General features: G+C 68.5%; 20 protein-coding genes. 10 read left to right on the top strand and 10 right to left on the bottom strand.

Annotated elements, in window-relative coordinates; genetic code table 11:
• Position 1: 1 nt before the first annotated feature.
• The 4 genes from LRS03_RS22550 to LRS03_RS22535 all read right to left on the bottom strand — a co-directional run bounded on the left by LRS03_RS22550 (position 2) and on the right by LRS03_RS22535 (position 7214).
• Complete coding sequence (locus tag LRS03_RS22550; protein ID WP_257828385.1) at positions 2–1588, bottom strand: caspase family protein; 1587 nt, start codon at positions 1586–1588, stop codon at positions 2–4.
• 2 nt (positions 1589–1590) lie between these two features.
• Positions 1591–2670, bottom strand: coding sequence for an autotransporter outer membrane beta-barrel domain-containing protein (locus tag LRS03_RS22545; RefSeq protein WP_257828384.1), 1080 nt, complete (start codon positions 2668–2670; stop codon positions 1591–1593).
• Positions 2671–2726: 56 nt separating this feature from the next.
• Positions 2727–4109 (bottom strand): cytochrome ubiquinol oxidase subunit I, encoded by a 1383-nt coding sequence (locus LRS03_RS22540; protein ID WP_257828383.1) that lies wholly within the window; start codon positions 4107–4109, stop codon positions 2727–2729.
• Between the two features lie 114 nt (positions 4110–4223).
• On the bottom strand, positions 4224–7214 hold the full coding sequence (locus LRS03_RS22535; RefSeq protein WP_257828382.1) for a YncE family protein: 2991 nt from the start codon (positions 7212–7214) through the stop codon (positions 4224–4226).
• Between the two features lie 229 nt (positions 7215–7443).
• On the opposite strand from LRS03_RS22535, the gene LRS03_RS22530 reads away from it, so the two are divergent.
• Both LRS03_RS22530 and LRS03_RS22525 read left to right on the top strand, forming a co-directional pair.
• Positions 7444–10107 carry a winged helix-turn-helix domain-containing protein gene (locus LRS03_RS22530; RefSeq protein ID WP_257828381.1) on the top strand — a complete coding sequence of 888 codons (2664 nt, stop codon included), beginning with the start codon at positions 7444–7446 and terminating at the stop codon, positions 10105–10107.
• 90 nt (positions 10108–10197) lie between these two features.
• Positions 10198–11391 (top strand): hypothetical protein, encoded by a 1194-nt coding sequence (locus tag LRS03_RS22525; RefSeq protein ID WP_257828380.1) that lies wholly within the window; start codon positions 10198–10200, stop codon positions 11389–11391.
• Between the two features lie 202 nt (positions 11392–11593).
• Here the strand turns inward: LRS03_RS22525 and LRS03_RS22520 are convergent, their stop codons facing one another.
• Together LRS03_RS22520 and LRS03_RS22515 are read right to left on the bottom strand one after the other, a co-directional pair.
• Positions 11594–13069, bottom strand: coding sequence for an endonuclease/exonuclease/phosphatase family protein (locus LRS03_RS22520; RefSeq protein WP_257828379.1), 1476 nt, complete (start codon positions 13067–13069; stop codon positions 11594–11596).
• Positions 13070–13085: 16 nt separating this feature from the next.
• Positions 13086–13214, bottom strand: coding sequence for a hypothetical protein (locus LRS03_RS22515; RefSeq protein WP_257828378.1), 129 nt, complete (start codon positions 13212–13214; stop codon positions 13086–13088).
• A 425-nt stretch (positions 13215–13639) separates the two neighbouring features.
• Between LRS03_RS22515 and LRS03_RS22510 the strand changes: the two genes are divergently transcribed.
• Complete coding sequence (locus tag LRS03_RS22510; protein WP_257828377.1) at positions 13640–14353, top strand: SOS response-associated peptidase; 714 nt, start codon at positions 13640–13642, stop codon at positions 14351–14353.
• Between the two features lie 193 nt (positions 14354–14546).
• Here LRS03_RS22510 and LRS03_RS22505 read toward each other — a convergent pair whose 3' ends face one another.
• From LRS03_RS22505 to LRS03_RS22495, 3 genes are all read right to left on the bottom strand, one after another.
• Positions 14547–16319, bottom strand: coding sequence for a S8 family peptidase (locus tag LRS03_RS22505; protein ID WP_257828376.1), 1773 nt, complete (start codon positions 16317–16319; stop codon positions 14547–14549).
• A gap of 218 nt (positions 16320–16537) precedes the next feature.
• Entirely contained in the window at positions 16538–16936 is a 399-nt protein-coding gene (locus tag LRS03_RS22500) for a hypothetical protein (RefSeq protein WP_257828375.1), read from the bottom strand.
• Positions 16937–17116: 180 nt separating this feature from the next.
• Positions 17117–18103, bottom strand: a complete 987-nt coding sequence (locus tag LRS03_RS22495; RefSeq protein ID WP_257828374.1) for an AAA family ATPase — start codon at positions 18101–18103, stop codon at positions 17117–17119.
• Positions 18104–18944: 841 nt separating this feature from the next.
• On the opposite strand from LRS03_RS22495, the gene LRS03_RS22490 reads away from it, so the two are divergent.
• The gene (locus tag LRS03_RS22490; protein WP_257828373.1) at positions 18945–19616 is read left to right on the top strand and encodes a hypothetical protein; all 672 of its coding nucleotides are present in this window, start codon (positions 18945–18947) and stop codon (positions 19614–19616) included.
• Positions 19617–19627: 11 nt separating this feature from the next.
• Here the strand turns inward: LRS03_RS22490 and LRS03_RS22485 are convergent, their stop codons facing one another.
• Positions 19628–21016, bottom strand: coding sequence for an aminotransferase-like domain-containing protein (locus LRS03_RS22485; RefSeq protein WP_257828372.1), 1389 nt, complete (start codon positions 21014–21016; stop codon positions 19628–19630).
• A 289-nt stretch (positions 21017–21305) separates the two neighbouring features.
• Here LRS03_RS22485 and LRS03_RS22480 point away from each other — a divergent pair, with 289 nt between their 5' ends.
• The 6 genes from LRS03_RS22480 (at position 21306) to LRS03_RS22455 (ending at position 26724) form a co-directional block, all read left to right on the top strand.
• Entirely contained in the window at positions 21306–21788 is a 483-nt protein-coding gene (locus tag LRS03_RS22480) for an MSMEG_0572/Sll0783 family nitrogen starvation response protein (RefSeq protein WP_201812159.1), read from the top strand.
• A gap of 1 nt (position 21789) precedes the next feature.
• Positions 21790–22782, top strand: coding sequence for a Nit6803 family nitrilase (locus LRS03_RS22475; RefSeq protein WP_257828371.1), 993 nt, complete (start codon positions 21790–21792; stop codon positions 22780–22782).
• A 34-nt stretch (positions 22783–22816) separates the two neighbouring features.
• Positions 22817–23899, top strand: a complete 1083-nt coding sequence (locus LRS03_RS22470; protein WP_257829644.1) for an MSMEG_0568 family radical SAM protein — start codon at positions 22817–22819, stop codon at positions 23897–23899.
• Positions 23900–23991: 92 nt separating this feature from the next.
• A complete protein-coding gene (locus tag LRS03_RS22465; protein ID WP_257829642.1) occupies positions 23992–24489 on the top strand; it encodes an MSMEG_0567/Sll0786 family nitrogen starvation N-acetyltransferase in 498 nt (165 codons plus the stop codon).
• A gap of 7 nt (positions 24490–24496) precedes the next feature.
• Positions 24497–25537 (top strand): sll0787 family AIR synthase-like protein, encoded by a 1041-nt coding sequence (locus LRS03_RS22460; RefSeq protein ID WP_257828370.1) that lies wholly within the window; start codon positions 24497–24499, stop codon positions 25535–25537.
• Positions 25534–26724, top strand: coding sequence for an MSMEG_0565 family glycosyltransferase (locus LRS03_RS22455; protein ID WP_257828369.1), 1191 nt, complete (start codon positions 25534–25536; stop codon positions 26722–26724). Before LRS03_RS22460 ends, LRS03_RS22455 begins: the two co-directional genes overlap by 4 nt.
• Positions 26725–26727: the final 3 nt, after the last annotated feature.

Raw genomic sequence — 26727 nt, 5'->3', positions numbered from 1 at the left:
GTCAGCGCTTGGGCACGAAGATGAAATCGCCCGCCTCGTGGCCCGCAAAGCGGATCGGCGCGTACTGCGGCTTCTGCTGAACGCGCAGGCGCTGCGCGCGCAGGCTGAAGCGGGCGGCCACCGAGTCGAACAGGCGCCGTGTCTCGATCGGCTCGCGCACCGCGTCGAGCACATCGAGCAGGCTGCCGGCAAAGAGCGAATTGCGCCCCGCCCCGCCATCGACCACCGGCTCCAGCCCGCCCGAAGTCATCGCCACCCGCGCCCGCAGCTGCGAGATCGCACGCAGCGCATCCCAGTGCCGCTCGCCCACCAGGTCGGCATCGGCCACCGGCAGCGCGGTGCGCGCCATCGTGCCCGAGTAGCACGAGTCGGCAATCACCAGCACCTGGCGCACGCCGAGTGCGTTGATCTGGTCGGTGACGTCGACCACCGAGATCCAGTTGCTGCGGTTGTCTTTCTCGCCGTCGACCGGCACCCAGTAGCCGCGCTGCGTGGTCTCTTCGATGTCGCCGTGGCCGGCGTAGAAGACGAGCAGGTTGTCCTCGGGCTTCACCTTCGTGCGCAGCGCGTTGAAGGCGGCGAAGGTCTCGCGGCGCGACACGTCGCTGATCAGCGTGACCTCGAAGCCGTAGCGCTGCTCCAGCATGCGCTTCAAATCCTGCGCGTCGTTGACCGGGTTGTTGAGCTTGGGCCAGTGGCGGTAGGCCTGGTTGGCGATCAGCAGCGCGTGGTAGCGCGTGTTGGGCAGGCCGTGGTTGAGCTTCGTGGGCGGCGCCGTGGCGCCGCGCGGCACGGCGCGAAAGTTGAGCGTGGCCTGGCCGCCCTGCCGGTCGGTGGCGGTGAAGCGCGCCTCGGTGCCACCGGGTGGCACCTCGATCTCGGTGCGGAAGAGCCCTTGCGAATCGACGGCCAGCGGCTTGTTGTTGAACATCAGCTGGCGCACGCCGGCATCGCTGCTCACCTTGCCGCGGATCTCGCGCCGCTCGCCCTGGCCGCCCAGCGGCACCAGCGGTGCGGCCCCGTCGGCCCCCGGCGTGGGCACCACCACCACCGGGTCGACCACGTGGATGGTGATGCGCCCCGGCTCGCCGCCCTGCCCGCTCGCCTGGCGGAAGAGCCGCGCCGCGAGCACCGGGTCGCGCTTCACGCCCAAGCCCCGCTCGTGCAGCGAAGCGAGGTTGATCATTGCGCGGCTGTCGCCCTGCGCCACCGCCTTGGCGTACCAGGTGGCGGCAGTGGCCGGGTCGGCCACGGCGCCGATGCCGCGCTCGTACATCTCGCCCACCTGCGTCTGCGCTTCGGCGTTGCCCTGCTGGGCAAACGGCAGCCAGATCGCGAGCGCGCGGGCGGGGTCGCGCGTGGCGAGTGCGAACTCGCCGCCGGCCTGCGCGCATTCATACGCCGGCAGCTTCTGCGGCCGACGCGCCGAAAGCGAGGTGGCGAAGTTGCCCAGCTGCCGCACCTGCCCCGGCAGCAGGCAGTCGACGATCATCAGCTGCTCTTCGCTCAGGTTGGCAGGCAGGGGCGCCGGCCCGCCCGCACACGCCGCGAGGGCCAGCGCGCTCAGCGTCAACAGCCGGCGAAGCATCCTCAGATCTCGAACTTGAGGCCGAGGCCGACGCGCGTCTCCTGCAGGTCGTTCGACCCACGCCGGTGCGACACGTCGACGAAGCTGCTGATGCCGCGCGTGAACTGCACGACCACGCCGGCCGCGAGGCCGATCGAGCTGCGGCTCTCGGCGCTGTCGGGGTCGAGTTCGCGCGTGAGGCCGTTGGAGTTGGCGCCGATGACGGGGTCGGCATCGCGCCACAGGCGCTGCCGCCAGGTCACCCGGCCGTAGGGTGTGAGCGTGCCGACGCTTATGCTGATCGGCTGCTGCAGCTGCGCGCTGATCACGCTCGCCAGCACACGCTGCTTCTGCTCGCCCACGGTGAAGCCGACGGTGCCGTTGTCGCCATTCAGCGGGTCGGAGAGGTCTTGGTAGATGGCCGCCAGCGGCTTGGTGCGGCTGTCGGTGAATTCGAGCCCGGCCTGCGGCACGAAGGCACGCGGCCCGAAGCGCCAGATGCGGCTCGTGCTCAGCCACAGGCCCCAGGCGTTGCTGACGTTCTCGCCGGTGAACTGGTCGGTGTCGTTGCTGATGCGGCGCGTCTCCAGCTGCGTGCGCATGATGGAGAAGGCACCGTCGATCGCGATCGCATCGCGCGTGAAGTAGCTGAGCGACGCGGCCAGCGAGGTGCTGCGCGTGTCGACCGTGGTGCTGGTGCGGATGACGTTCGGCGGCAGGCCGTTGGTCGAATCGAACTCGGTCTGGTCGCGCTGCAGCTTGCCTTTCGACACGTTGACGATGCCGCCCAGCACCCACTGCGGCGAGAGCACACGGTCGACCGCGAGGCTCACGCCGAAGTTGCGCACCTTCAGCGGGCCGCGCTCGAAGCGCAGCGAAGGCGCCGGCCCTCCGGGGCCACCGGCGGGGTCGAGCGGGGCATCGCCGACGACCTGCGGCGCGGCCGCATCGTTGTTGCGCACGCGCCGGTCCTGCTCTTCGGCGGCGGCGCAGTCGTCGCGGCGTGAATCGTCGGGGCACGGTGCCGGCGCCTTGCTCTGGGCCTGGGCGAGCGCACAGGCCACGAGAAGGGCCAGCGGCGGGATGCTTGAACGCAATGTCATGGGGCACTCCTGGTCTGCGCGCAGCTTAGCGCTGCCACGGGGTGCCTCCCCGACTTTCAGCCCCCTAGGACGGCCCGATGTGACCTTCGTCCAGAGGCCGCGGCCAGGCCCGAGGGCGCCTCCTGCAGGCCCGACAAGCCCCGCCGCAGGTGCGCCAGGTGCAGCTTGACGTTGACCCACAGCATCACCGCCCCCAGCTCCACCGCCAGCAGCAGGTGCAGCAGGGCCTCGGCGGCCGGCACCTTGCCGGCGGCCTGTGCGGTGGTCAGCACGCCGGTGATGACCCAGGGCTGCCGGCCCGACTCGCAGACGATCCAGCCGGCCTCGATCGCGATCCACGGCAGCGGCAGCGCCGCCACGCAGGCCCACAGCAGCGCACGGCCGGTGGGGCGATGTGGCTCGGGCGCGCACCAGATCACGAGCAGCACCAGCACCGTCATCAGCCCCCAGGCCGCGAGCATCGCGCGGAACGACCAGAACACCAGGCCCACGTTGGGCAGGCCCGCACCGGACGCCTGCGCAAGCGCCTTCAAACCCTGCAACGGCGTCTCGCGCGTGTCGACCACCCAGCCGAGCGCGCCCGGCACCGCCCACTCGAAGCGGTTGCGCTGCGCCACGGTGTCGGGCAGCGCGGCAACGAGGAAATCGGCGCTGTGCCCGTCCGTCTCCCACAGCGCTTCGATCGCGGCGAACTTCATCGGCTGGTAGCTCACCAGCCGCTCGCCGCTCCAGTGCCCCGCGAGCGCCGTGACCACGAGCGCGACCAGGCCGAACACCGCCGCGCCCTTCAAGCCGGCGCGCGCCTCGTCAGCGTGGCGCTGCCGCAGTTGGAACCACGCACAGATCGCCACCACGACCATGCCCGCCAGCACCCACGCGCCCGCGATGGTGTGCAGCACCTTGGGCACCACCAGCGGGTGACTCGCGAGGTCGAGCACCGAGCCGATGCGCGCCTGGCCGTCGACGAACTCCGCACCCTCAGGCCACTGCATCCATGCGTTGATCATCAGGATGGCGGTCGACTGCACCACCAGCACCCCCGCGAGCGCCGTGCTTGCGAGGAAGTGCCACACCGGCTTGAGATGCCAGCCCAGCGCCACCACCGCCACCAGCGTGAAGAGAAACGGCGCCACCTGGCCTTCGAAGGCGAACACCGGCCCGACGATGCCCTGCACCACATGCGCATAGCCGGCCCAGTGCAGCTCGATCTGCGAGCGCAGCGGGTAGCCCGTCAGCACACCGCAGACGAAGTTGATGACGAAAGGCCACGAGAGAAAGCGCGCCACGCGGCGCAGCGCCGGCCGGCCCGTCACGAGCGACCAGCCCTCGAAGGCGGCCATCAGCGCGGCGAGCCCGATGGTCAAGGGCACGAAGAGGAAGTGGTAGGCCGCGGTGAAGCCGAAGAGAAGCCGCGAGGCGTCGACGTCCGAGTACTGCATGGCGGATGACCCAATGAAAAAAAATGCGGCGGCGGGCCCAGCAGGCCCGACCGCCGCGAGGGGGTTGAGGTCAGTGAATCAGGAGCGCATCTGTGTGCCTTCAGCTCCTGGAGATCAGGTGCCGAACGCCAGCTGCACGCCGGTGCCCGGCACCGCACAGGTGTAGGTCACCTCGGTGCCGGCCGCGATCGCGTTCATGCGCAGCGTGGTGTCGGAGACGACGGCGCCCGAGGCGTTTGCGAAGTTGCCCGAGGCCGGCCGGTACAGGTAGCTCACCGGCTGGCCGTTGGACACCGCACGCGCCACCAGGTCGCACTCCTTCACCGTGCCGCCGAGGATCTTCGACGTGAAGTTCGCCGCCGCGCGCGCCTTCAGCAGGTCGGCCCGCGCCCCGGCGCTCAGCACTGTGGAGCGGCTGTAGGTCACCTGCTGGCCGACGATGGGTGCGAGGTCGGTGTCGATCGCGAGCAGGAACTGCTCCACGTCGCGCTGCATCGATTGCGCCCGGTGGTTGTCGACGGGGAAGCCCATCTGGAAGAAGCTCGTCGACATCAACGCGAAAGCGGTGAGCTCCGACGAGGTGCCGCGGTGCATGCGGTCGAACTGGATCAGCGGGTCGTTGAACTGGAAGAGGTTCAGGAAGCGGAACAGCGTGTCCATCGACCCGTCGTGGATGTAGCCGAAGCCGCGGATCTGATCGCCCTGGAACGGCGCACCGGGGATGCGCACCGTGTTCAGGTCCTTGGTGCCGAACATGCCGACCTTGGTGTACAGGTCGCGCAGGTGCGGCACCTTGAAGATCTGCGTCTCGCCTTCGAAGTTCGACTCGCCCTGCGTGCCGAAGCGACCGTTGGCCGAATCGATCTTGTGGCAGCCCTCGCAGGTGAACGACGCACGGCCGGTGCCGCGAAGGTCGGCCAGCGGCTGCAGGCCGGGCAGGCCGTCGAAGGGGCGGATGGACCCATCGAGGTTGCGCGGGCCGAAGTAGATGTCGCGGCCGCGCTGCTGCGAGGCGTTGAGCGAGTTGTTCAACGCACGCACCGGGTTCGGCGGCAGCTGCACCTGCAGCTGGAAGGCGGTGAAGCGGTCCATGATGCTCACGTCTTCCGGCGTCGGGCCGCTGGTCGGCGTGGGTTTGCCGAGCAGGCCGCCGAGCGCGACGATGAAGTTGCGGAAGTTGAGCACCTCGTTGTCGCCGTAGGCGGCGCGCTTCATGTTGTTGTCGGCCGAGCCGATGTAGCCGTCGACGCCGAAGAAGCCGTTGGAGCGGTCACCGCGCCAGTGCATCGCGCCCGAATTGGTGAGGCCCTGCAGCGTCTGCGTGGTCATCGGGCCCTTCATCGGGTGGAAGTCATCCGCCACCTTGGTGCCGTTGAGGTGGGCGATCTTGAAGGTGACGATGCCGATCTCGGGGTTGAGGTTGATCGGGATCGGGTTCTTCTCGACCTTGCCGTTCGGGTCGCCCAGGTCCCAGGCCAACTCGTCCTTGCCGCCGAAGGTGTGGCAGGCGGCGCAGGCCGATTCGCCGTTGCCGCTGGTGCGGTTGGCGTCGTAGAGCATCGGGCGCCCGGTGATCACGTCCGACGGCTCGGGGTTGGGCATGCTCGTCGCCGCGATCTCGCGGTTGGTGGCGAGGTCGATCACCTTCACCGCGTTGTCGAAGCGGGTGGTGACGTAGAGGCGGTTGCGCGTCTCGTCGAGCACCAGGCCGCTCGGGCCGCCGCCGCTCACCGTGATGTAGCGCGCGCTCTGGGTGCGCGGGTTGAAGGTGTCGGCTTCGAGCGTGGCGGTGTCGAAGACGCCGATCTTGCTGGAGCCGAAGGCGGCCACGTAGAGCGTGCGGCCGTCGCGGCTCACCACCATGTCGAGCGGGGTCGAGAGGCTGTGGTCCTTGGCCGTCGGGTCGAAGCCGGCCTGGCCCGCGAGCTTGCTGTAGTCGATGTGCTTGTTGAGGTGGCGCGGCGTGGCCGTGGTGCCGTTGACGACCGTGATGCGGGTCTTGGCGATCTGGCCCTGCACCGTGCTGCCACCGAAGGCGCCCGAGCCTTCGAAGCGCAGGTGGTTCATCGCCTCGGTGTTCGACACGTAAAGTTTGCCGGTCACCGGGTTGGTCACCATGTTGAAGAGCGTCGTGCCCACGTGCGGGATGGCGCTGCGCTGGGTGAGCGCGTTGGCGTCGACCGAGAAGACGTCGAGGTCGGGCATGTTGAAGCCGACCGCGGCCGTCCAGTCGCGACCGGCGGCGTCGAGCCAGCGGCGGCGGCTGTTGTCGAACTTGACGATCAGGCCCACCTCGGGCGCGCGGTGGCCTTCGTAGTTGGTGGCCGGGCCGAGCTGGCCGCCCGGCACCGTGATGCCCTTGCGCACGCAGGGCGTGGTGGCGAAATCGGCGCACAGGTAGTCGGCCGGCACCACCGTCGTCTGGTTGCCCGACTTGAACGCGGCCACGTAGACCGTGTTCCTGTCGGGGCTCAGCGCCAGCGCACGCGGCGTGTCGGAGAAGAAGGTCATGATCCGGAGCGGCGTGCCGCCGAAGGTGCTGCCGAGCGAGGCCGAGTCGAACACCCACACGTCGGCACGGCCGACGCCGGGCGTGGTGAGCTGCGGGTCACCGGCACCGGGCACGCCGGAGATCGACGAATCGGTGCGGTGCTGCCCGCGGTGGGCCGTGGTGATGAAGGCGCGGCCGTTGGCGGCGAAGACGATGTCGCGCGGCTCGTCGCCCACCAGCAGCGTGCGCGTGACACGCGGCACGCCGGCGAGCGTGACCACGCTGACGCTGTCGGAGAGGTGGTTCACCACCCAGACCTCGTCGTTGTTGCGCGCGGCCACCGCCACCGGCTCCAGGCCGACGGGAATGCGTGCCGCCAGGCTCAGGCTGCCCGTCGTGCCGACGTTGAAGACCTCCAGCGTGTTGTTGGGCGTGTTGACGGCGAAGAGCTTGCGCCCGTCGGGCGACATCGCGACCGGCCGCACCGGGCCGCTGTCGAACGTGATCGCGGCCTGGGCCTGCACGGCGCCAAGCAGCACCAGCGGCGCTGCGAGCATCGCCGCGAGGCGCGATCGCAAGCCGCCGAATCCTCTGAACCTTTTTTGAGCACTCATGCCTTGTCTCCTCTAGCTGGCTGCAACAAAGGCGCGGACGGTATCGCCCGAGGGCCACGCGGATCAACGTTCAAAAGGGTGGGCCGCCACCCGCCGACACCTCGGGGCTCCACCTAATAGGCGTTGCCCGGAGTGACGCCTAGATTTCGCGGCGAACCGCGATCGGGCGGACAAGGACGAGGTGCGAGCGTTGACCCAACAGGCGGCAGAGTTGTCGACAGGCCAGCCCGTGTGCGCCGCCAAGCTGCGCCCCATGCTCCTGCCGGCCTCGGCCGTGCGCCGCGATACGCTGGTGGCGCGCATCGACGCCGCGTCCCGCGCACGCCTGCTCGCCGTGGTGGCACCGGCCGGCTCGGGAAAGACCACGTCGCTCTCGCAGTGGCACGACAGCGTGCGCGCCGAGCGGCAGGTGGCGTGGCTGTCGCTCGATGCGCTCATCGTCCGGCAGGCTCGCGTTTTCACCTACCTGCATGCGGCGTTGCAGGCGGCCGGCGTGACGCTGCCCGACGCGCTGCCCACCGCCGACTCGCTGGGCGTCGCGATGCTGCTCGACACGCTCGACCGCGCGCCGCAGGGCCTGTGCATCGTGGTCGACGGCTTCGAGGCGCTGCATGAACACGGCCATGGCCAGGGCGTCATCCGCGCCGTCGAATACCTCGTGCTCAACTCGCCGGCCCACGTGCACTGGATCGTGGCGAGCCGCTGCGCGCCGGGCCTGTGCGTGAGCCAGCTGCAGCTGAGCGACCAGTGCGAGGTGCTCGGCGCGCGCGACCTCGCGTTCAACGCACAGGAGCTCGCCACCCTCGGCCACAGCCTGCACCGCCGCACGCTGGCCGAGACCGAGATCGCGAGCGTGATGGCCACCACCGAAGGCTGGTGCGCCGGCGCGAAGCTCGCGTTCCGTGCGCTGGGTGCGCAGGCCACGGCCGACAGCTTCAACGGCGCCCACCGCAGCGTGGTGCGCTATTTCGACGAAGTGCTGTTGAGGGACCTGCCCGCCGAGACGCAGCGCCTGCTGGTGCGCTGCGCCATCGTCGACCGGCTCAACGGCTCGCTGTGCAACGCGCTGACCGGCGACGAAGGCGGCTACGCGCTGCTCGACCGGCTAGAGCAGTCGGAGTTCTTCCTCATTCCGCTCGACGAGCAGCGCCAGTGGTACCGGCTGCATGCGCTGCTGCTCGGCTACGCGCGCGACCGGCTCGCGCGCGAAGAGCCTGAGGCCATTCCTTCGCTGCACCAGAAGGCGAGCCGCTGGTTTCTCGCACAAGGCCTGAAGGACGAAGCGCTCAAGCACGCGTTGGCCTCGAACGACCGCGCCTGGCTGGTGGAGGCGATGGACACCTGCGCCGTCGACTGGATCAGAGAGGGCGACCCGCTCGTGGTGATGCGCTGGCTTGCGCACCTGAGCACCGACGAGATCGTGAGCCGCGACGAGATCTGCTGCGCCTACATCCTGAGCCTCGTGCTCGCGCACCGGCTGGTGGAGGCGCGGCGCATCCTCTACCTCGCGCGCAACCACCCGGGGCGTGAGCACAACGAGGTGGTGCAGTACCGCTTCCGCGTGCTGCACCGGCTGATCTGCGGCGACGTGTTCGGCAAGCAGGAGTCGGTGGAGGGCTACCTCGAAGGCGACCAGATGCCCGACCCCTTCTTCACCGGCGTCCTCATCGCCGCGCAGGCCACCTCGCTGCTCGGCCGCAACCAGTTCGACGAAGCACGCCGCATGGCGCTGCGTGCGCGAGACATCGGCGTGCGCTGCGTGACGCCCTACCTCACCAGCCACACCGAGACGCTGCTCTGCGCCGCCGAGTACCAGCAGGGCAACCTGCGCAGCGCCGCACGCATCTCGGCGCGCAACTACGCCGCGCTCAAGAGCGCACCGCAGTCGCCCGCGTGGGTCAACGCCGCCGTCACGCTCGCCTGCGCGCGCTACGAGCGTGGCCGCCTCGACGGCGCCCGCGCCTTGCTGCTGGAGCTCATCCCCCACGTGGCGATGTGCTCCACGCCGTGGGTGTATTGCGCGGCCCACGTGGTGCTGGCGCGCCTGAAGGCCATGGAAGGCCGCTTCGACGAAGCCATCGGGCTGCTCGACGTGGCGCACAGCGTGCTCGACGACGTAGGCCACCCGCGCTACCTGGCCGAGATCTGCTACGAGAAAGTGCGCCTCGGGCTGGAGTCGAACGATGTGGCGCTGGCCGACACCACTGCCGCGGGCTTCGGCCTGCGCGAGCGTGAAGGGCATGGCGAATGGTCGGCGCCGCGGCGCTACGAAGAGGCGTGGGCGAGATGCGGCTTTGCAACGGCGCTGCTGGCGATGCAGGGCGGCGAGCACGACCGCGCGCGGGCGCTGCTGCAGGTGATCCGCGACAGTGCCGATGGTGCAGGCCGCATCGCGCGGCGAATGTCGCTCGACTTCGCGCTGGCGGTGTGCCACTGGAGCGCCGGGCGCGACAAGCTGGCGTACGAGGTGCTCAAGCGCAGCCTCACGCAGGATCACAAGGCCGGGTACTCACGCGCGGTGTTCGACGACGTGCCGCGGTTCTCGACCTTCATCCGCTCGGCGTTTGCGGCCGGCAAGCTCGAGATCGCATTGCCGGCCAAGCCGTTCCGTCAGTGGCTGGGGCTTGCGGTGCAGGCACCGGTGTCACCGCAGGCGCATCAGGCGGCAGGTGCTGCAGCGCCCGCAGTGCCCGCACGCGAGCCGCTGACCGACCGGGAGCTGGAGGTGCTGCAGCTGCTGTCGAAGGGGCTGTGCAACAAGTCGATCAGCCGGGCCTCGGGGATGGCGCTCAACACCATCAAGTGGCATCTGCGCAATCTGTATATGAAGCTCGATGCGACGAGCAGGACGAGTGCGGTGGCGCGGGGGCGGGAGTTGCAGCTGGTCGAGTGACGCGACGATCGCGCCGCGCCATGCGGCTTCCTGGCCTGAAGGCGCCCTCTCTCGGCCACAATTCCGGCACCCCTTCGCTGGAGACAGCCCATGCGCGCACCTGCCCTTGTCCTCACCTCTTGGTGCTTGGCCGCGCTGGCGACAACGCCGCTGCGTGCGCAGCCCATGGATCCGGCGTCGTTGCTCAAGGAGTCGATGGTCGAGTGCATGCGCGAGCTGGGCTTTCAGGCACCCGTGAATCCGGCGCAGCAAAACCAGGTGTTCGCCTGCGCCCGCCAGAAGTCGAATGAAAAAATCGGGCGCACGCCCGAGGAGCGTGCGCGCTGGGCCCAGCAGTATCGCGAGAAACTCGAGCGCGATGCCGAGGCCTCTCGCGACCGGCATCTGGCACAGCAGCAGGCAGCCGAAGCCCAACTGAACGACGTGCGGTCCGGCGCGTACGGCCGCCAGATGCAGGTGGCGGTGTTGTGTCGCGACGAGATGCAGCGCCGGGGCCTCACGCCCGACAAGCAGGCCTGGCCCCGCGCGATCCTGAACTGCGCCGCGACCCTCCAGCCCCCTGCGGCTTCCTCCGCCGCATCAGCGGAGCCGGCCGTGGCCAGCGACGCCTGGTGCGAGCTCGAAACACGCAAGAAGCGCTGGCGCGAAGGCGACCCCGACGACCGCACGGGCCGTGCTGTGGCCGACAAGAACCCCAACGCAGGCATCCGCGTCGGCGGGCCGGACACCGCCTACTGCGCCGTCCTCAGCGGTCAGCGAGGCCCGCACGCGCAAGCGCAGACGCTGTGCAGCAACGAACTCACGGAGCTGCACATCGCCATCCACCTCTCGGGGCAAAAAGTGTTCGACGACCTGTTCGAGACCTGCGAGCGCCGCCGCTTCCGCGAGATCAGGGCCGCCACCGGGCAACCCGCGGGCGAGCCGGTGTTTGGCGACGCGACCCGGATGCACGACTACCTGAACGCGCTGTACCACGATGACCTGGCCACGGTGCAAAGCCTGGACCGTTTCCACGGCACGCGGCTGCAGATCCGCGCGCCGGTGACGCTGGTGCGCGAGGTGTTGCGCAGCTACCTGGGCAACTACCCGAGCCTCTACGCCAGCTGCCTGGAGCCCGATGCGCCGACGGTCACGGTCGGCGAGGTGTACGACGACGTCACCCGCGACGGCCGAGGCCTGGAGATCAGCCGGCGGCGGGTCGATACGCGCCGGCAGTTTCCGGTGAACCGCCGCTTCATCGAGACTTCGCACGCACGAATGGGGTCAGCCCGGGCGACCGGCTGACGGACGGACTGGTCTCCTCGCTGGGGCGCCTCCACCTTGGCGACCTGGCGCCAGGACGGGTCGACGCGGTGGTGCGCAGCGTGATGACGGCCCATCGCTGCGACAGCGACGTCGTGCGGCGCTTGGAACAGAAGCTGTTGCAGCACGCGCCGGACCTGATGAAGCGCTACTGAGCCGCAGCGACACCTGGCGCACGCGAAGCTCAGTCGGCGCGACGCTGGTTGCCGGCGCCGCCGCCGTCGCCCGCATCGCCGTCACGCAGCAGCAGCGTCACCAGGACCGCCGAATCGACGCGGGCACTGAGCGAGTGCTTCTGCTGCGCGGGCAGCACGACCAGTTGACCGGGACCGAGCCTACGCGTGCCACCGGGCATGCGGACTTCCACATGGCCTTCGAGGCAGTGGATCGTGCACTCGTCGTCGACGTGATGCTCCGGATGATCCCGCCGGGCCGGCAACACCAGATGCAGCAACTGCAGCCGCCGGGTCTTCAGCAGGCTGGTGCTGACGGAACCTTGCAATGCCGCGCCGAGTGGCGCGACGCCGATCACGTCGAGAGGTTGAGCGTGGGGCAAGGCCATGAGTTTCTCCTTCAGGGCGTGAGTCCAGACTTCGGCAACCTTCTGTTCAGCCTCCTGCCGCTCGGCGGCATCGGCGTGCAAGTGTGGCTGCTCGCGCACGGCTTCTGGCTCATAGCTCAAACAGATGTAGACCGGGAAGTGGTCGGAACCGCAGGCCGGCAAGCGGCGGAAGTCCACCAGCCGGAAGTGCGTCGAGTGAAAGCAGTGGTCGAGCGGCCACCGCACCAGCGGCCACTTGGCGTTGAAGGTATGAAAGAAGCCGCGGCCAATCCGCGGGTCGAGCAGGCCGCTGATGTCCTTGAACAGGTCGTTGGTGTGCGACCACGCCACGTCGTTCAGGTCGCCGAGCACCACCACCGGTCGCTGCCGCTGCTTGATCTCTTTGCCGACGATGAGCAACTCGGCATCGCGCTCGGTCGAGCGCTCGTTCTCGCCGGGTGCGGGCGGTCGGGGGTGCAGGCACCGCAACTCGACCCGCTCGCCGTTGCGCAGCTGCACACAGGCGTGAACGGACGGAACGTCGTCCTGCACCAGGAACTTCACCTCGGCGTTGCGCAGCGGCAGGCGCGAGTACAGCAGCATGCCGTAGGTGTTTGCCTGCGGTTGCAGCACCGTGTGCGGATGCGTGCGTTCGAGTTCGCGCAGCTCGCCCTGCCACCAGTCATCGGCCTCGACGGCGAGCACGATGTCTGGGTCCGCTTCGCGGATCAGTTCGCGCAAGCGCGCGGACTCGCGGTTGTCCATGAGCACGTTGGAGAACAGCAAGCTCAGCCGCGTGTCTGGGTCGGTCGTGCGGCTCTTCTGAACCTGGGGCCGTGCCAGCCGCGTGAACGGCCGCATGCGGTAGCACTGGTAGACAAAGGCCGCGCCCAGGAGCGCGAGGAACAGGTTGGCGACAGCACCGCCGTCGGCTCGGCCCATGCCATGCTGCAGCCACACGATCGCGGCGAACGACGCGCCGATGAGCACGGTGATCTGCAGCCGAGGAAAGTCGAAGACGCGGATCCACCAGTCGTCTCGGCGCAGCAGCGGCAGCGCGGTCGCCACCAGCATCAGCGCGCCAACGCCGACCACTCCCCATTCGAGCCAGGCGAGCACCTTGCGCTGCCCGCTTTCAACGCGGCGTCGTGTGTGTGGGGCGGATGGGCACCTTGGCCGCCGCCCTGCGTGCACGGTAGTGGTTGAAAGCCTTCTTCGCGAGGCCCGACGTGATGGCGAAGATGATGAGTTTGCGCAGCAGCATGGCGTGGCTCCTGAAGTGGTGTGCCGACGCTAACCGAGGCCCTGCGGCGCGGGCATCAGGGGCGGGCGCGACCGGCGGTAGGCCCGGACCTACATCACGCTCGCCTGGAGCCTGTGTGCCGCGGCCCTAGCAGCGCCTCACCAGCTCCATCACCGCCTCCAACGGGAGCGGCTGGGTCACCGGCTGCCAGCAGGTCTGATTCCAGCGGGCTTGATCACCGCGCATGACGTGGCGATGGCTGTCCATCGGCCGGAGGCAGTACACAGACCCCACCTCGGCGTGCCACAACCCGCCGTTGGCGTTGCACGTCTTGCACGGTCCACTCAAGCGAACTTTGTTCGGGTTGCCCATGCCGCCATCTTGGCGCGGACCTGGCTCACCGCGCGAGCCGGTCGGGCTTTCTGGGCACCGGCTAGAGTTTCTGGATGTGCTCGAACTACCGCCCGGTCACGCGGATGGATCGCATGCTCTCCTTCTTTGGGGTGGAGATTCCTGCGAATCTGCACGAGCGGGATGTGTTCCCGACCGGAGAGGCGCCCTTCATCCGATTGCAGGTCGAGGGGCAGGAAAGCGGGCGGCCTGCGCTCGTGGCAGACGAAGGTGTGTTCGGCCTCTTGCCGGCCTTCGCGACGGAGGTGAAGTACGGCCTACGCACGTACAACGCGCGCAGCGAGACCGTGGCCACGTTGAAGAGCTTCAAGCCGGCGTGGCGCAAAGCCCAGCGCTGCATCATCCCGGCAGAAGCGATCTACGAGCCACGCTACTTTGGCACCGTCGAGAAGCCCGGCCAGTCGGTGCGCTATCGAATCAGCCGGCCGGGTGACGTGCCGCTGGGCATTGCGGGCATTTACCAGCGCTGGAAAGAACCACGTGGCGACAAGTCCTTCTTCACGTTCACCATGCTCACGGTGAATGCGGACGGGCACCCGTTCATGCAGGACTATCACAAGCCGGGCGATGAGAAACGCATGGTGGTCATCCTCGATCCGAAGGACTACATGGCCTGGCTCAGCTGCCCGATCGACGACGCGCCCAAGTTCTTCAGGCAGTGGATGGGCCCACTTGTGGGAGAGCCTGCGCCGCTGGCGCGAGGCATCAAGACTGCACCGCTGCCGCCGCCCCAACCGGAGCTGTTCTAGCGGCTTGGTGTGAGGTCCATAGTTGCGGCCGCCTCAGCATCTGTGTCGACGGCTGGTGTGCAGCGGGTGCGGTCAGTGCCGGCCGTGGGGTCAACTGACACTAACGGTCATCAAGCGGCCGTTCGATCGTGCCACTCGCCTCCGTTCTGCCTGCCGCCCTGCTCTTAATGCGAGCGCTAAACGCGGACCCTCGTCAACCGGCGGCCCCCGGTTGCACACCGACTCGAGGCGCTACCCGTTCCCGTACTTGCTGATAGATCGGCAGATTCACGCCTTCTGCAACCTCCAGCGAAACGCAAAGCGCGAACCGAACCGGCTCCTTGATGGGCCCGGCATCTGCCATGCAATTGACGCGCACGGCTAAGGTCGTACCTTCCTGAACGACCGCTGCTCGAGACTCCTCGAAGACCTCGTGATGAATCGTCCCTTGACGGAGCTGCCGCCACTCGCCTTCAGCACGATCGCCGCGCAAGGGCCCCTCGGGCAGATCGACCCAGAGCCGCGCAACGCGGTACTTCGAATGTCGAGGATTGATCGGCGTCATCCAGGCCAGCGTCACAGTGATCTTGCGCTTTACGACGGTCGCATGGAGAGCCGGCGGATAAGGCACACGGAACGCCAAGGCTTTGTCGTTCTTCAGCGCACCGACACCCAGTAGGGTCGCGCGTTGTGCTGTGCAGGTCAGTGCCCTCTCGACGTCGGCAACGCCTAGTCCGCCGTAGCGGCTTGCCAACCGCCGCTGTGCCTGCCATTCGTCGACATCGGGCCTTGCAGCCAGCACCTGGGACTGCACGTCGCCGAGGAGCGCACCGTGAGCGAGCAGCGCCTTGATCAACACCGCGTCATAGCGCTCGTCCAAGGTCTGGTAGCTGGCACGGAGGGTTTCGAGCACTCCATGGGCTCGTGCAGCCCACCGCGTTCCCAGCGCAGCGGCATTGCTGGTGCCACGTGTGTGCAGTGCGGCGCCTTGCACTGTTGGCGGCGCGGCCACCAACTGCCCTGGAGGCTGCAGCGCATCGATGGCCTGGACTCTGGTCTGACCTGGCGGTGACTGGATAGCCTCTCGATAGAGGACGCGGCCACCTGGAAGCAGGATGTCAGGCTTCACCGCTCGCCGGAACCCCGGTCCGATGCCCGAATAGGGCGCCAACCCTCCTTCCGCAAACAGCACGAAGCGTCCGGGCACCGGCGTCACCGTGGACCCGTCCGAATGACAGGCGCCGACGGTCAGGGCATTAACCGATTCAGCCGGGGCCAGGATACGGCGATGCATATCGTCGCGGCAGAGAGCCTGCGTCGCCAGCCTTGACCGTTGCTCTAGTGGCATCGCGGACACGCTGCCCGCTGCGGTTTCCAGCAGCAGCTCGCCATGCTCCCGATTGCCCGCGCTAACCACGAAGAGCACGTTGTACTTGTGCTGAAGCCAGTCGAGCAAACGAGCCCACGGCGAGAGCTCGCCACCGAACGCTCGATGGGGGTCGCCCACGGAGAGGTTGATGACGCGGACGTTGGGTGCCGATGCGGGCCGCCCAGCAGTCGCCTCGAACATCCGCCGCACGGCCACATGGACCAAGTCGATCAGCAGGCGGTCTTCTGGTGTGCGTTCGACGCGCTGACCGTTCGGTCCGGCGGGATGCATGATGGGCCGCGCATAGATTGGTCGGGCGAGTGGCGCGTCCGCCATACCCAAGTCACCTAATGCGATCAGCGATGCCATCGCCGTGCCGTGGGTTCGCTCTGCAGCCGGATAGTTATCGCCCCAGCCGTCTGGGTCGTCGATCTCAACGCGGCCTTGCAGCATCGGATGGTTCGCTAGTGGCAGGCCGTCGAGCAAGGCGACCACTGCAGTTCCGTTGGTGCGTTGTGCGGGAGGTGGCCTTGTCGGCGAGCGCGCCGCAGTTGCATCGACGGGAACAACGGCCTGCCCCTGGGCACGGAAGAACATCACGCGGTCGGAGTGCAGCAACGGTGGTGCATCTCCATCGAGAAGCTGCCCCACACCCAAGGCTGGCACATCGACAAGGAAGCCGTGATACGCGATGTCGCCGATCAGGCTCTCGTGAAGTACCGCGCCGCCCAGTTGCCCAACAAGCTCGCGGATTTCCGCCGATGCTGCGGTGTTCCTAGCTGCTGCAGCAAAGTGCCAAGCTTCAATCTCGAATCGGATCGACGGGGCACCATGCTCTACTCGGAAACGCAGGGCATCCCGGAGTCCGGGCCCAGGCGATCGGCTGGACTCCAGAAGCGCGCGTCCTTCAGGTGCGCAAAGACGCCCTTCCAGGCGCTCAGTCCCGGGCCTAGGTTCGCATTCGGATCGTCCCGGTACAGACCCCACAGGCGAACCACCTCATCGAGCGCGGCCCGGTTGCTGCCGACGAGAAAGAGCTTGCCGCCGAGCGGCTTTCCCCTCTCCCGCGTGTCGTAGAAGTCTTCGTCGGGCGCGATCTCGTCGTCAACCGCCGCCAACCACTCAAGCCCCGGCACGCGTTGCGCGGTCGAGATGAAGTCATCGACGGATCCGACGGTCTCGAACACGAGCACCAAGTCCGGATCATCGTTCTGCGCACGGGCGCGCAGGTCCAAGCGTCGTGCGTCGAAGGCCGCTTGCAGGCGTCCAAACCGATCGCCCAGTCGTCGGCCCTGACGCGCGTGATCGGGATAGTGGACAGACGGCGGGAAACCGTTCCCCCCGTCGCGCACCACTTGAGAAGGCGCGGGGAAGATCAGGAGAGGGAACTGCTCAGCTGGACCCGTCGCCACGCATCAAGGCCTGTCGGCAGCTGTCGGGCCGACGCGCTCTTTCCACTGGGATAGGCGCTCGGTCAAGATCCGCTTTAGGTCTGCCCCGGGCAGGGCCAGCACATATCGACGATGCACGTCCTCGCAGAACTGCTCCAGATCGGAAAAAGTCTGCACCGGCAGGCGGGTCGCCAGAGTCTTGGGAGACAGGCCCAGCGGCACGCCTAGCGTCTCCTCGAATCGTTCGAACCACGCTGCGCGCTGCGCTGGCGTAGGAGCTGGCAGGTTCAGCCGCAGTTGGAAGCGCCTCCACACGGCCCTGTCCAGCAACTCCGCATGATTGGTGGCAGTCACGACGACCACGTGGCTTGGAAGTGAGTCGATCTGCAGAAGCAATGAACTCACCACGCGCTTGATCTCGCCTGTCTCGTGCGTGTCGCCCCGTTCCTTGCCCAGCGTGTCAAACTCGTCGAAGAACAACACGCATTGGTGCGTACGCGCGAAGTCGAACAGCCGCTTCAGACGCCCACTGGTTTCGCCGAGAAAGCTGCCGACAACAGCTTCGTAGCGCACAACAAAGAGCGGCACCATCAGCTCAAAAGCGATGCCTTCCGCAAGTGTCGTCTTGCCGTTGCCAGGCGGGCCCTCCAACAGAACGCGGTGGCGAGGCTCGACTCCATAGGAACGAAGCAGTTCGGCACGCTGCTGCTCTTCGACCAACTCTCGCACTGGCGTGGCAACAGCGATATCGAGGAACATGCTGGTCAACCCGCGGCGCGGCTCCACTTCGTAGAGCAGGCCGCCGTGACCACCGTCGAAGCTACGCACCACCTCGGCGGCTTTGGCGCTGGGTGCTGGCTGACGCAGATTTTCTTCCAGGCGGTCGGCAAGCTGGGTGTGTCGCTTGGCCCGCTCCTCGGCTGCGATGGCCTCGACCGTCGACCGAAAGGTGCGCTGATCCCCCTGCGTTCCAGCGCGCACCAGATTCACGATGAGGTCGGCTCGGGGCATGGGTCAGAGGCTTGTTGTCTGATCAGTATACGGGTCGCTACGTTCCGGCCCGTGCGTCAGCAAGCACCGTCGGCACGCCTGTCCCTGGGCGATGGGGCCGGCCGCAGATGCCGTGAAGGACCGCTCTCCGTAGAGGTTGACATTCACCACTACAGGCCGAGTGTCTGACATCAGTCTGAAGCGGGCGCTCAAATGCGTTGCGTGATCTGAAGCCACGCCCATCAGGAGATTCAACCCGCGCGGCCTCGTCGTTACACTGCCCATCGCCTTCGTTTCCTACGCGGCGCGCGCCTTGTGGCTAGATGCCCTGCCGTTCGCATCGCTCCTACTCGCCAGACAACGGCTCCCCAATCTCTCGCCGTATGCCATTCGTAAATGAGGATGTCCCTGACAGCGGGCCGACCCATCTGGCAGAGGAACACCGAAGACTGGTCAGCTGGATTCAGGCGTCTCGCGTCGGGGTCATCGAGTACCTCCGTCAACGGATGGTTGATTCGGAGTTGCCGGCAGCGCTCTACTACATAGAGGGCATTGGCATGAGCGACGGCCAGCGTTTCGCCCTCGTGCGCGGTGACGCAATCTACTTAGTGTCCGTGGTCAGAGACAGAACAAGGCCGACTGAAGGGTCGCCTGCGCTGTGCGTTCGAGAGGTGAGCGTCCCTGAATCGGCACCGATGAGTCGTGGCTCGATCGAAAGCCTGCTGGGCGCGGCGCTGCATGACTACTACCAAGCGCATCCCTACATGCTTCGAGCCGGAACCGGAACGGCGGCCTTCGACTGGGGCGGCGCCCGGTGGGTGATACGACCACGGAAGCATTCGCTTCTCTACTGGCGTACCGCGTGTACACGGGAATGGCGAGAGTTTCGGGCACGCGTGTGGCCGCGGGTTTGGGGGCGCTCAGCAGCCCTCTGGCTGCATCGCTGGCACTCGCAGCATTCGCGTGGACGGGTGATCGCTGGGCCATGGTTTTGGCTGGTGCGTGGCTAGCGCTGCGACTACTGCAATACGAGACGGATTTGAGCTTAGGCGCCTGGATGCTCGGCCGGGTGAAGTACCGCCATCCGTTGGGGCACCTGCAGGTGACGGCTCGTTTGATGAACCCTCAACCACTTGCAGCGTTGAAGGTCCGAGTCGAGCCCATCGCAGGCGAACCGATGACCCGCATGGTCCGGGTCGTCAACCGGTCTTGGTTGCCGGTGCCTTACGTTTCGATCGGCACCCATGCGCTCGCCCGCTTGCTTGCCCCTGGGTTGATCGAACAATTGCGCCGCATGGATGGTCAAGGCTTTGTCGACCCAAAGTCAGTGGAACGCCACTTTCCAGGGATGGCGAAGAAGTGGCTGTGGCCCGGGCAATCGTTTACGAGCCGTCATCATCTCTTGGCCGAATTCCCACCCTCCATGCAGCAACGTCAAGTTGAAGCGGTAGTCACCATCTCTCGACTTTTGTCCGGAGAGACTCGCCGTGGCGCAGCCACCTTCCTGCTCGACGTTGAAGGGTCTTCGCTCTGAGCGGGCGCTAATCATTCCGCCACCTCCGCCGCCCCAAGCGCCCGCTCCACAGCCCGCAACGCCCGCCCACAGTCATCCCGATTCAGCCCACCCCCCAAACACAGCCGCAGCCCTTCCGGCGGCTGCCGATCCGTCGAGAACGCACTCGCCGCCACCGCCGCCACCCCCAGCTCCCGCAATGCACTCGCAATCTGCGTCGCAGACGAGCCCGCGTTGGCATCCCCTTCCGGCAACGGCAACCACCCATGGAACCCCTGCGGGTGCACCCGCAGCCCATACGCCCCGAGCCGCTCGCGCATCAGCGCACTGCGCCACCCGCACTCCGCGCGCACCGCCGCCAGCACCTCGCGGCCGTGCCCCTGCTCGAGCCAGTGCGAGACCACCGCGTTGATGAAGGGTGAGGCCATCACCGTCGTCGCGCGCAGGGCGCCGGCCAGGCGCTGCTGGGCGGCGTGCGTCGGCGCGAGCACGTAGGCCACACGCATGCCGGCGCCCAGCCACTTCGAGAGGCCGCTGATGTAGTAGGTCAGCGCGCCGGCGTAGTCGGCCAGCGCCGGCGGCGTGGCGGCGGGCAGCATGCCGTAGGCGTCGTCTTCGATGATGGGGATGCTCAAGCGCAGCGCGATGTCGGCGATCTGCTCGCGGCGGCGCATGGGCAGCGTGGCGGTGGTGGGGTTGTGGATGTTCGGGCAGAGGTAGATCGCGCCCACGGGCGTGCTCTTGCACGCGGCCTCCAGCTCCTCGGGCACGAGGCCGTGCTCGTCCATCGTGATGGGCAGGAGCTGCGTGCCCAGCTGCGCGGCAATGGCCTTCAGGCCGGGGTACACCAGGCTCTCGACGCACAGGCTCTGGCCCGGCTTCACCAGCATCGACACAAGCGCCAGCAGCACGGCGTGGATGCCTGGCGCCACCAGCACCCGGTCGGCCGTGGCCTCGGGCACCCACTGCGCGAGCCAGTGCGCGGCGAGCTCGCGGTCGTGCGCGGTGCCGCCGAAGTCTTGGTAGCGCATCAGGTCGTGCAGCGTCGAGTGGGTGATGGCCTCGGCGGCGCTCTGCTGCAGCGCCTGCATCGCCGGGTGGTCCTCGATCTCGGGGGGCATGTTCATCGTCATCTCGGCGCCGGTGCCGGCGCGCAGCGGCAGGCCGATGAAGGAGCCGCGCACGTACGAGCCCATGCCGGGCCGCGAGGCGATCAGCCCACGCTCGCGCGCCGAGGCGAAGCCGCGCACCACCGTCGTGTAGTTGAGCTGCAGCGTGACGGCCAGGTCGCGCAGCGGCGGCAGGCGCTGGCGAGGGGCGAGCCGGCCCTGCTGCAAGTCTTCGGCGATCAGCTCGGGGATGAGCTGATACGCCGGCAGGCTGCTGTGGCGGATGCGGGCAATCCAGTGCGTGAACGGCATGGCCCAGTGTGCCTGTCGCACGGCTTGATTGCACGGCCTCGCCCTCGTGATGCGCGGCCATTCCAGGTGCACGCCGGCCATTGATCGGGTGCATTGATTGCATCGGCTGCCGTCTCGTGGTGCGGGGTGCATTGGCGTGCCTGCGGTGGGCCATCGCGGCGGGCCGTGCGCATGACGCCCCGTTGATCGCATGTTGATCGGCCGCCCGCGCCGCGGCGTGGCATGTCGCTCGCAAAGAGAGGAGCGTCCGGCGCCGTGCCGGCCCAACCACCACGCGAGGACTCATCCCATGCCCAAGGTCACCCACCCCGCCGCCCAGAAGGGCGATTTCCTGGTCGACTACGAAGAGAAGGTGTTCGAGGACGTCAAGGCCAAGCCCGGCGAGAAGGCGCTGGTCACCTTCCACACCGTGGCCTTCGAAGGCTCGATCGGCTTCGTCAACCTGCTGCAGGCCACGCGCCTGCAACGCAAGGGCTTCGACACCTCGATCCTGCTCTACGGCCCCGGCGTCACGCTGGGCGTGAAGCGCGGCTTTCCGAAGCTGGGCGACGCGGCCTTCCCCGGCCACCAGAACTTCAACGAGCAGATCGGCAAATTCATCGCCGAGGGCGGCAAGGTCTACGCCTGCCGCTTCGCGCTGCAGGCGCTCTACGGCCACGGCGAAGGGGCGCTGATCGAAGGCATCCGCCCGATCAACCCGCTCGATGTGCTCGACATCGTGCTGCTCCATCGCAAAGAGGGCGCGTTCATCCTCGACACCTGGACGCTCTGAAATGAGCACGAAGCCGAAGTCGGTGCGCGCCGCGGCGGCCCAGATCTCGCCCGATCTGGAGAGTGCCGACGGCACGCTCGCCCGCGTGCTCGAGACCGTGCGCGAGGCCTCGCGCAAGGGCGTGGAGCTGATCGTCTTCCCCGAGACCTTCGTGCCCTACTACCCCTACTTCAGCTTCGTGCAGCCGCCGGTGCAGCAGGGGCCGGCGCACCTGCTCTTGATGGAGCGCGCGCCCACCGTACCGGGGCCGCTGACCGATGCGGTGGCGGCCGCCGCACGCGAGGCCGGCATGGTGGTCGTGCTCGGCGTCAACGAGCGTGACCACGGCAGCCTCTACAACACGCAGGTGATCTTCGATGCCGACGGCCGCCTCTTGCTCAAGCGCCGCAAGATCACGCCGACCTACCACGAGCGCATGGTGTGGGGCCAGGGCGACGGCGCCGGCCTCACCACCGTCGACACGCGCGTGGGCCGCGTCGGCGCGCTCGCCTGCTGGGAGCACTACAACCCGCTCGCCCGCTACGCGCTGATGGCGCAGCACGAAGAGATCCACTGCGCGCAATTCCCCGGCTCGCTGGTCGGCCAGATCTTTGCCGATCAGATGGGCGTGACCATTCGCCACCACGCGCTGGAGTCGGGCTGCTTCGTCGTCAACGCCACCGGCTGGCTGCACGAGGCGCAGGTACGCGCCATCACCGCCGACGAGAAGCTGCAGGGCGCGCTGCGCGGCGGCTGCCACACAGCAATCATTTCGCCGGAAGGCAAGTACCTCGCCGAGCCGCTGACCGAAGGCGAAGGCCTGGTGATCGCCGACCTCGACATGGCGCTCATCGCCAAGCGCAAACGCATGATGGATTCGGTGGGCCACTACGCGCGCCCCGAGCTGCTGAGCCTCGTGATCCGCCGCGATGCGACCAGCACCACGCAGCCGTGGCCGTCTGCGCCCTCGCAAGAAACCGCCCTGCCCTTGCCCGAAGGAGTTCCCCATGACTGAAGCCCTCGCGATGCCCGAGGCCTCGCGCGCCCTGATGACCGAGCTGCAGTCGCAGGGCCTGCGCCTGCTCGACCCCGGCGCGGGCGCGGGCAGCCGCCGCGGCGGCGCCGGCCCGTCGGACCACAAGGCGGTGACCGTCGACGGCGTGACGCTGATGGTGCCGGTGCACACCCACACCGCCTTCAGCTCGCCCTTCGTCGCCGACGCACCCGGCCCCGATGGGCGCAGCGTGCTGCGGCGCGGCAGCATCCCGATCGCGAGCGTGAGCTTCCCGCGCCAGCCGCGCTTCTATGCGCGCAGCACGGCCGACGGCATCCCGTATTCGCACATCGCCACGCTGCACGGCAGCGACGTGCTCGCCACCACCGTGCTGCAGACCTGCATCCGCTACGAGAGCCGGCGCAAGGCCTGCCGCTTCTGCGCCATCGGCCAGTCGCTCGCGGCCGGCCGCACCATCGCGCACAAGACACCGGCGCAGCTCGCCGAGGTGGCGAAAGCCGCGGTCGAGCTCGACGGCGTGAAGCACATGGTGATGACCACCGGCACGCCGCCCACGCCCGACCGCGGCGCGAAAGTGCTGTGCGACAGCGCCGAGGCCATCCGCGCCGCGGTCGACCTGCCGCTGCAGGCGCAATGCGAGCCGCCCGACACCGATGCGTGGTTCCAGCGCATGAAGGATGCGGGCGTCGACACGCTGGGCATGCACCTCGAAGTGATCGGCGACGCGCTGCGCCGCGAGATCCTGCCCGGCAAGGCCGAGGTGCCGATGAGCCGCTATTGGAGTGCGTTCGAGGCGGCGGTCGAGGTGTTCGGCCGAGGCCAGGTCAGCACCTACCTGCTCGCCGGTCTGGGCGACAGCGCCGAGCTGCTGCTGTCGACCAGCGAGCGGCTGCTGGCGATGGGCGTCTACCCCTTCGTCGTGCCTTTCGTGCCCATCAGCGGCACGCCGCTCGAAGACCGCCCCGCCCCGTCGGCCGAGTTCATGCGCAGCGTGCTGGAGCCGCTGGGCCAGCGGGTGGCCGATGCCGGCCTGCGCGCCGGCGACATCAAGGCGGGCTGCGGGCGCTGCGCGGCCTGCTCCACCTTGTCTCGCTACGAAGCGCCTCTCGCCGTTTGAACCCTTGAAGGAACACACGATGCAGCTGCACGCCGCCCACCCGCAACCCTGGTGCGAGACTCGACCCGTCGTACACGCCGCAGGGTTTTCGCATCCAGTGGGCCAGCGACCCGTGGATGGAGCGCGAGGCGCTCGCGCTGCGGCGGCGGGTGTTCTGCGAGGAGCAGCGCCTCTTCGCGCACGACGACCTCGACGAGATCGACCGCCACGACCCGAGCACACGCTCGCTGGTGGCGCTCACGTGCATTGCCGGCGAGGCCGACGAGGTGATCGGCACCGTGCGCATCCACCAGGCCGCCCCGGGCGTGTGGTGGGGCTCGCGGCTGGCGGTGCGGGCCGACTGGCGGCAGCACAAGCGGCTCGGCTCCAGCCTCATCCGCCTGGCGGTGAGCAGCGCGCATGCGCTCGGCTGCGACGAATTCCTGGCCCACGTGCAGGCGCAGAACGTGCCGCTCTTCCAGCGCCTGAACTGGGAGCTGCTCGAGATGCGCGAGCTGCATGGCCGGCCGCATGGCTGGATGCGCGCCTCGCTCGCGCACTACCCGCCCTGCCCCACGCCGTATGCCGGTTTCGTGCTCACGCAAGGCTGACGCGACGATGGACCACCTGACGCAACTCGCCCAGGCGCTGCGCCAGAGCCGCGGCTTCGCGCACAAGCGCGACATCGCCGCGGTGCTGCCGCAGCTGGGCTCGGTGGCCGGCCTCACGAGCGTGCCCAATGGCGACGACTGCGCCGTGCTGCCAGACGCTGCGGGAGACGGCCACCTGCTGCTCGCCATCGAAGGCCTGGTGCAGGACTTCATCGCCGCCATGCCCTGGTTCGCCGGCTACAGCGGCGTGATGGTCAACCTGAGCGACATCGCCGCGATGGGCGGGCGGCCGCTGGCGGTGGTCGATGCGCTGTGGGCCGGCGAGCCCGAGGTGGCGCAGCAGCTGCTCGCCGGCATGCGCGCCGCGTGCGAGCGCTACGGGGTGCCACTCGTCGGCGGCCACAGCAACCTGCACGCGGGCCACGGCCAGCTCGCGGTGGCGGTGCTCGGCCGTGCGAAGCGGCTGATCAGCAGCTTTGCGGCACGGCCCGGCGACCGGCTGCTGATGGCGGTCGACCTGCGCGGTGCGTGGCAGGAGGGGCACCCTTTCTGGAACGCCTCGACCTCGGCACCGGCCGAGCGGCTGCGTGCCGACCTCGCACTGCTGCCGCAGATCGCCGAAGCGGGCCTGTGCGATGCCGGCAAGGACATCAGCATGGCCGGCGTGCTGGGCACGCTGTTGATGCTGCTCGAATGTTCAGGGGCCGGCGCGCACGTGGACCTCGCGCACCTGCCGCTGCCGCCCGGCACGCCCGGCTGGCACGAGACCGGAGACGCCGCGTTCGCGGCGCACCTGCGCTGGCTTTGCGCCTTTCCGAGCTACGGTTACCTGCTGAGCGTGCGCGAAGCGCAGGCCGAGGTGGTGCAGGAGGTGTTCGATTCGCATGGCATCGCCTGCGCCGACATCGGCACGGTGCAGCCCGGCTCCCGCCTCACGCTGCAATTGGGCGACGCGCAAACGAGGCTGTGGGACCTGGCGGCCGAGCCTTTCATCGGCGCCGCGCCCGTGCTGCCCACGCTGCACTTGCCACTGAGGGCGGCTGCATGAACATCGCCCTGCTCACGCACTCGGTGCGCCCGCGCGGCGGCGTGATCCACACGCTGGAGCTGGCCGACGCCCTGGTGCAGCGCGGCCACCGCGTGACGGTGATCGCCTCGGCCGAGCCGGGCGAATCGTTGTTTCGGGCGACGGCGTTTCCGGTTGAGATGATCCGCTTGCCGGTGCTGACGGGCGACCTGGTGGAGCAGGTGCGGCAGCGCATCGAGGCCTTGGTGGCGGCGTTGCCCGCCGTGCTGCGGCGAGGCGGCTTCGACCTGCTGCATGCACAAGATAGCGTGAGCGGCAACGCGCTGGCCCTGCTGCGCGAACGCGGGGTTCATGTGCCGCATTGGCTGCGCACCGTGCACCACCTCGACGTCTTCGCGCAGGAGACGCTCAACCGCTGGCAGGCGCGCGCCTGGCGTGCGGCCGACGGCGTGGCCTGTGTCAGCGACACCTGGTGCGCGCATTTCCGTGAGCACTTCGGCGTGTTGCCGGCGCGCATGTACAACGGCGTCGACCTGCGCCGCTACCGGCCGGTGGCCGACGCGCTCGATGGGCCGCGCCTGCAGTCGCTGGGGCTGGCCGACGACGCGGGCCCGGTGTGCCTGCTGGTCGGCGGCGTGGAGGAACGCAAGAACACCGTCCGGGTGCTGCACGCCTTCGCCATGCTGCGCCGCGACGACCCCGCGTGGGCCCAGGCCCGCCTGGTGGTGGCCGGTGGCGCGAGCATGCTCGACCACAGCAGCGCCCGCCGCGCCTGGCAGCAGGCCCTGGGCGAGCTCGGCCTCGCCGAAGGACCCGGCGCGCCCGTGCTCCGCACCGGCCCGCTGCCCGACGAGATGCTGCCCACGCTGATGCGCCGCGCCGACGTGCTGGCCATGCCGTCGCTCGTCGAAGGCTTTGGCCTCGTCGCACTCGAAGCGCTGGCCTGCGGCACGCCGGTGCTGGTGTCGATGCGCCCGCCGTTCACCGAGCACCTGCGTGATGAGGCGGCCGTCGCGTGGTGCGACCCGGAGCGCATCGACTCCATCGCCGCCGGCCTGCAATCCGCCGCGCGCATGCCCAAGCTCGGCGCACCGCCGGCCGTGTGCCTGGCCCATGCGTGGGAGCGCAGCGCGGCGCTGCACGAAGCCTGGTACCTGCGCACGCTGCACGCATCGATCGCCACGCCTGCCGAAGCCCTCGGCCCCTGAGAC

This window comes from Rhizobacter sp. J219, from assembly GCF_024700055.1.
In the GTDB taxonomy this organism is placed as follows: Bacteria; Pseudomonadota; Gammaproteobacteria; order Burkholderiales; family Burkholderiaceae_C; genus Rhizobacter.
The sequence above is the reverse complement of the archived record's forward strand: the minus strand, read 5'-3'. Positions and strand labels throughout refer to the sequence as shown.